The organism is Candidatus Micrarchaeia archaeon (assembly GCA_041653315.1).
Lineage (GTDB): Archaea > Micrarchaeota > Micrarchaeia > Anstonellales > JAHKLY01 > JAHKLY01.
In genome coordinates this window covers 1-6,225 of sequence record JBAZFO010000050.1, presented here as the reverse complement: position 1 = coordinate 6,225, position 6,225 = coordinate 1, and the positions used below count along the sequence as shown (strand labels likewise).

The 6,225-nt window shown below is 26.2% G+C and carries 9 protein-coding genes; 4 read left to right on the top strand and 5 right to left on the bottom strand.

Features of this window, described 5'->3' with window-relative positions:
* Nucleotides 1–341 precede the first annotated feature (341 nt).
* The gene (locus WC356_07110; protein MFA5382912.1) at nt 342–557 is read left to right on the top strand and encodes a hypothetical protein; all 216 of its coding nucleotides are present in this window, start codon (nt 342–344) and stop codon (nt 555–557) included.
* Nucleotides 558–650: 93 nt separating this feature from the next.
* Nucleotides 651–845 (top strand): hypothetical protein, encoded by a 195-nt coding sequence (locus WC356_07105; GenBank protein ID MFA5382911.1) that lies wholly within the window; start codon nt 651–653, stop codon nt 843–845.
* Here WC356_07105 and WC356_07100 read toward each other — a convergent pair.
* Nucleotides 842–2,332 (bottom strand): right-handed parallel beta-helix repeat-containing protein, encoded by a 1,491-nt coding sequence (locus WC356_07100; protein ID MFA5382910.1) that lies wholly within the window; start codon nt 2,330–2,332, stop codon nt 842–844. The genes WC356_07105 and WC356_07100 overlap by 4 nt on opposite strands.
* Nucleotides 2,333–2,433: 101 nt before the next feature.
* Between WC356_07100 and WC356_07095 the strand changes: the two genes are divergently transcribed.
* Complete coding sequence (locus WC356_07095; GenBank protein MFA5382909.1) at nt 2,434–3,654, top strand: hypothetical protein; 1,221 nt, start codon at nt 2,434–2,436, stop codon at nt 3,652–3,654.
* A gap of 11 nt (nt 3,655–3,665) precedes the next feature.
* On the opposite strand, the gene WC356_07090 is transcribed toward WC356_07095, so the two are convergent.
* Nucleotides 3,666–4,613 carry an N-acetylmuramoyl-L-alanine amidase gene (locus WC356_07090; protein ID MFA5382908.1) on the bottom strand — a complete coding sequence of 316 codons (948 nt, stop codon included), beginning with the start codon at nt 4,611–4,613 and terminating at the stop codon, nt 3,666–3,668.
* Between the two features lie 40 nt (nt 4,614–4,653).
* The gene (locus tag WC356_07085) at nt 4,654–5,076 is read right to left on the bottom strand and encodes a class III signal peptide-containing protein (protein ID MFA5382907.1); all 423 of its coding nucleotides are present in this window, start codon (nt 5,074–5,076) and stop codon (nt 4,654–4,656) included.
* Nucleotides 5,077–5,129: 53 nt separating this feature from the next.
* Between WC356_07085 and WC356_07080 the strand changes: the two genes are divergently transcribed.
* Nucleotides 5,130–5,549, top strand: coding sequence for a DUF6328 family protein (locus WC356_07080; protein MFA5382906.1), 420 nt, complete (start codon nt 5,130–5,132; stop codon nt 5,547–5,549).
* On the opposite strand, the gene WC356_07075 is transcribed toward WC356_07080, so the two are convergent.
* Both WC356_07075 and WC356_07070 read right to left on the bottom strand, forming a co-directional pair.
* Nucleotides 5,550–5,996, bottom strand: a complete 447-nt coding sequence (locus WC356_07075) for a hypothetical protein (GenBank protein ID MFA5382905.1) — start codon at nt 5,994–5,996, stop codon at nt 5,550–5,552.
* A gap of 36 nt (nt 5,997–6,032) precedes the next feature.
* Nucleotides 6,033–6,225 (bottom strand): PUA domain-containing protein (locus tag WC356_07070; protein MFA5382904.1); only part of this gene is annotated, 193 nt, incomplete at its 5' end.

The window sequence follows — 6,225 nt, the reverse complement described above, 5'->3', positions numbered from 1 at the left end:
ACTGGAAATCCTTGAACTAAATAAATTTCATCTATTATAAATTTATTTGGACCTTTTACTTCATTTTCCTCAATCTCAAATATTTCTGTTTTCTCAGAAGAACCGCTTTTAGTTATTTTATCTAACCAACCCATATAATTCACCCTATTTATATAACAAGGTAAAATTTATAATCATATATTAAAACATTCATTTGTTATTATAATATAAAAATAATGTTTTTTAGAAGATAAAAGTGGTAAAATACCTATGAAAATAGCTATAAACTAGGCTTTTTCGACGATAGGTTTATATTTCTATTTAGAGGAGACATAATATCAAATAAAATATAGGTGATTTTGATGGGAAAAAGAGTAGGAAAAGAACAAATTGTAAGAGAAAATGGATATCTTTACTATGTAGGTAAAGATGGTTATGTTTGGAGAGCTCCAATGAAACATAATAAAAAAGGTAAAAAAGGTAAAGTAGGAAAAGAACAAATAGAAAAGAAGAAAGGATATATGTATTATGTAGACGGAGACGGATATGTAAGAGAAGCAAAAATGAAAAATGCTTAAATAAGTTCCCTCTTTCTTTTTTTTTATTTTTTACATCTTATTTTAAATATTTTTCTATCGTATTATTTTGAAAGCGACTTGGAGGAGATTTTTATGGTCTTAGGATTTGAAGGGGAAAAATGTGAAATTTGTAAAAAGACATTAATTCACGAAAAAACTCAAAAAGATGTAGATATGTATGGATATACACATAGTTTTTGTGAAACTTGTTATAAAGAAGAAACAAGAGAAGTAGAAAGAATTTTAAAAAGAAAAAAACAAGGAACAAAAGATATTAATGTTGATTAATCTCTTTTTATATAAAACCCAAGGAAAATTGTGCCAAGAATAATAAATCCAGTTGCACATATTCCTCCATTTGTTTCTTGTGTTGATTTTTTACAAACATTATTTACACAAGTTGTTCCATCTGAGCATTCTGAATCCATACAGCATTCAAAAGAAATCCATCTATGTTCAAATGCATAACCGCAACTGCCTGTTATTTCCTCACAAAAATTATTAACACATTTTTCTGTATTTTTACATTCAGAATCTAAAGTACATGCATCTCCAGATAAACAAATCATATTTATACATTTATATCCTTTGGGACATTCATTATTATCACAGCATTCTGCTTCACACTTATGATCTTTTATTTCACCACAATCACAATTTATCTCAACACATTCATGGCTTTCACATTTTTCATCGTCTTCGCAATCTTTATTTTCACAGCATTCATAATTTATCCATTTATGATCATCTGCATAACCACAAGTTCCTGTTATTGCTTTGCAATCATGATTTTCACATTTCTCATCATCATCGCAATCATCATTTTCAGTACATTCATATGCTAAACAAAATGCAGGTCCTGATTGACATGTAAATCTTTTATCTCCTTGTAAACAACAGTATCCAGAAGCACAATCTGTATTGCCTGTACATGCTTCATTTAATTGTGCTAATTCATCTTCATCTTCTTGAGCTTCTACATCTGTATCTAATTCTATAGTTACTGTTTCAGTTTCTGAAACTTCAAAATCTTCATCTTCATATTCTGCATCATCAAATTCAACAGTTAATATAAAGGTGACTTCTATTTCATTATCATCTTCATATTCCACAACATGAACTTCCTGCCATTCAGTATATCCATTTTCATCTGTTTCATCACCACTAAATGGATCAGAACCTTCTGATGCTTCTAAAGTAACTTCAGCTTCTTCTATTGGATCTTCATCTTCATCTTCTACTTTAAATCTTAAATAATATGCTAAATATTCATCAGTTTCAACTGAAATATCTTTTAAAGAAACATCTGGAGAAGAACTTATACTTAAACCAGTTTCAACATCTGTCATCTCAATATTTTCTATTTCAATTTCATCTGAATCTTTTATATACATACCAGTTTCAGAGTTAGAAATTTCTATATTTTCAACACTGCAACTAGATATATCCGATATATAAATTCCTGTTTCAGAATTATCAATTACACATTCAGTTATTTCTGCTTCATCTCCTTTTATTTCAATTGCTGTTTCATCACTATCTCCTTCTATTATACAATCATTTACTTTTACTCCTTCTGCATCTATTGTTATACACGTGTCTCCACTATCTTCACAAATTGTATTTCCTCCACAATCAAAAATAATATCATCTTCAGTTATTATAAAACAGGATTCATTATCCTCATCTAAATCTAAATCTTCAGTTATTTCTATGCAATCTGCAAAAACAGCTAAAGATAATATTAAAAAAACCAAACAAATAATTTTTTTCATTATATCACCATTAATTTTTATAATAATAAACTATAAAAAACATACCAAAAGGTTTTTAAACCTAAAAAACCATAAAAGATAACATATTTTGGGGTGAGAAGATGGGATATGGTTTAAGAAAAAAATATTTAAGAAAAACAGATGATCAAAGAATAACAGAAATTAAAGAATTAAGAAGAGCACTTAAATTAACTAATGTAAAAATAGACTTAGAAAGTGCTCAAAGAAAATTAGAAGAATATAAAGAATTCGCTGAAAAAGGATATTTAACTGGTTTAACCGGTTATGGAAAAGAAATTAGAAAAGGCCTTAAAAAAGAAAAAGTCTTACAAAAAGCAGGTTTAAAATATAATCTTGGAGAAACATATGATAAAAACAAAAATTTATATTTACAAAATATATCTGCTATTGAGTCTATAAAAGAATTTTCTCATGAAGAAAAAAAACCAATGATATTATTTAGAATTGGTAGGGGAATTACAAAAGTTGGAGTTTTTGTAGGAGTAACATTTATCACTTGGTCGTATTCTTCGGTTATTATGAATGCACTTAATTATTATCCTGGTAGTATATTAAAAACTTTAATCGGAGTAGGTAGTTCTTTACTAATAGCTGGAACTTCAGTATGGGGTATTTCTAAAATTTATAAAAAATTAGATAAAAGAAGAGGATGGAGAAATGCTGTAAATAGTTTATCTGGAAGAGAACAAAATCCAATGTTTAATACTGCAACATATTTAACAAAAAGAAAATATAAAAAAGCTTTAAAATTGATTGAAAAAATAGAAAAAGAAATAGAAAAAATAAAGAAAAAAGAAGAATCAGAAGAAAAAAGAGAAGAACTAGAAGAAGAACAAATAATTGAAAAAACAAAGGAAAAAAAACCAAAAAAACAAAAAAAGAAAAAAGCAACAAGAAAAAATAAAAAAGAAGAAAAACCAGTTGAAAATATAAAAGAAGAAACACCAATTGAAGAAACAGAAGAAAAAACAGAAGAACCAAAAATAGAAGAACCAGAAGAAAAGAAATCATTAGGAGAAAAAATTATGAATTTGTTTGATTTAATGATATTAGATATAGAAAACTGGATTAATAATAGATCTGAAAAACCAGAAATTAAAAGAGAACCAGAAGAAGAACCAAAAGAAAAAACAGAAGAACCAGAAGAAACACCAGAAACAAAAAAACCTCTAAAAATAGAAACAGAAGAAACACAACAAGAAAAAACACAAGAAGACAATGAAGAAGACCCATTTGAAACTGGTGAAATAAATATTGGAACAGAATTAAATTTTGATGACGAATCTAATGTTAATGGATAAGAAGTTAAGTTTTAAGAATTTATTTTAAGAAGTATTTGTTTTAGTGCTTCATAAATTCCTTTTGTTATTTTTTTTCTAATTTCAGTATTAAATAATAAATTTTTATCTTCTTCATTTGATATAAACCCATTTTCAACTAAAACAGCTGGAATATTATATGTAAAAGCAGTATTTAATACAGCCAATCTTGTTCCTTCATCAACTAATGGTTTTGTTCTATTCCCTTTTAACTCAGGAACTTGTTTAATAATTTCATCATACATAATCTGAGCATAATCTTTATTTTGCATTTTATTTGGATAATCAACTCTATAATGAATCGAAAGTCCTCTTGCTATTTTTGATTCTGCTGCATTACAATGTAAAGATACAAAAAATTCTGTTGTTAAACCTAAATCTTTTGCATATTGATAAGGAGTTATTACTCTTTTTGATAAAGAGGGTTTAACATCTGAAGGAACACCATTAGGATACATAATTTTTAATGAATTTAAAGGTATAAAATTTGTTGATGCATCTAAAAATATTTCTTCTTCTAATAAACCAGCAATTTTTGAAACAACCATATGTTCAGTATGTGTATTATCCCAACATGCACCTGGATCTTTTCCCCCATGGCCTGAATCTATTATAACACCATCCATAAAATCATAAGTAGGAACTTTTAAAGATTCATAAATATCTAAAATGTATTCTACAGATATATTTTTATCAAATATAAATTTACTCTCTAAAAATAAAAGAGCTAAACCTAATGAATTTTGAGTATAAATAAAATATGGATCAATAGTTCTATACAATTTACAAGCAAGATCAAAATGCTCTTTGTTAAATCTTTCTACAGGAATAAAAGGCATTGATTCATAAGGCTTATATTTATCTCTAAAAACTGCATATATAAAATTTATTTTATGCGTTCCATAATTTCCTGAATTCACAGACCATTGTTGTGTTGGCATAATATAATTGTGTTAGTAATAGTTTATAAATGTTATATATTTACATTAATGTCACATTCACATATGTTTCGTTTAATGCACTTATTTCTAAAATATATGTTCCTGGTGCTTTTATTTTATCTAAACCATTGGAAATAATTTGATAATCAGTAACTTTAGCAAAATCAGTCAAACCTGGAGAAGTCCACATTTTTAAAATAATTTCGTCTTCTTCTGTAGATATTCCTTCAAAACCATAAGGAATTTCTATTTCTGTTTTAAGAGCAGAACCAGTTCCTGTAGAACCAACCATATTTATTGTATATTTAATTCTTGAAGTAATAACATCAGCTTGTGAAACAGCAAAATCATCATTTCCTTCATTCCTTATGAAATTAAATACAAAAACTATCGAAGGAATTATTAAAATTAGAATAATACCTATTATTATCATTAATTCTACACTAACTTGACCTTTTTTCATATATCTTTTTACAAAGCAAAACAATTTATATCTTATGTATTTAATATGAGAACATGAAAAACAATAAAACTTATGATATAGGAAAACAATTAAATGATATACTAGGGGAAGTCAGAACTTTAACTGGGGTTATTGGAATACTTTTTGGTTTTTTATTAGCTACTGCCTTTTCAGCACAAAACTTAAATGAATTAGAAAACAAATTATTAATCGGAGCACTGTATTGTAGTATTATCTCTCTAGGAATTTTTATAATGCCTATTATCTACCACCATTTAGAATTTCCTTATAAAAATATTGAAAAATTCATAAAAAGATTTCATAGATTTACAATGCTGGGATTTGTCCCTTTTGTTTTAACTTTCTTTTTTGCTATTTATCTTGCTTTTGAAAGATTAGCACCTGGAAATGGCCACATAGGTATATTAGCAATTGTAATCACACTAATACTTGTGTATTACTTAAGAAAATAATTATATATAAATATCACATTTTTTTATAAAATCACTATTGTATAATTCACTTTGAATAAAAATATCCATATATATTTTAATTGAATCAGGATCTAAATTTAATTTTGCATTTTCTTTATTTTCAAATAACTGAACCCATAATTCATGATTATACTTTGGTACTGTTAATAAGACTCTAAAAACAAAAAAAATATCTTCTTTAGAAATATAATTTATTTGGGGAAAAAAATTATTAATATTTTTATTACTTTTTGTTGAAAATAAAATTGTGAATAATTCTTCGATTTGCTCATTTGTAATATTTAAATTTTCAATTTTTTTAAATTGAATAGCTTTTTCTATTTTATCTTTAAATTCCAAGGTCCTACATAAAAAAACAAGTTGTCTAAGTTTATTGTCAATTTCTGAGCTTTTAATTTTTCTCTCTTCAAACTTTCCAGTTACCATAATACCTATTATATTATTTTATGTTTAAAAAGGTTTTTATAACCCCCAAATTTTATCATTTAAATAATGTATTGTTTTTATTACTTTTCCTTGTGTTTGATTCTTCATATCTTCTGAATTAAAAAGCGCAATTCCTAAAGCTAAAGGTTTATTTTGTACTTCTTCAATAATTAAAATCAATTCATCCTGATTTATGTTATCTTCTATTTGTGTAATGCCTGGGCGCATT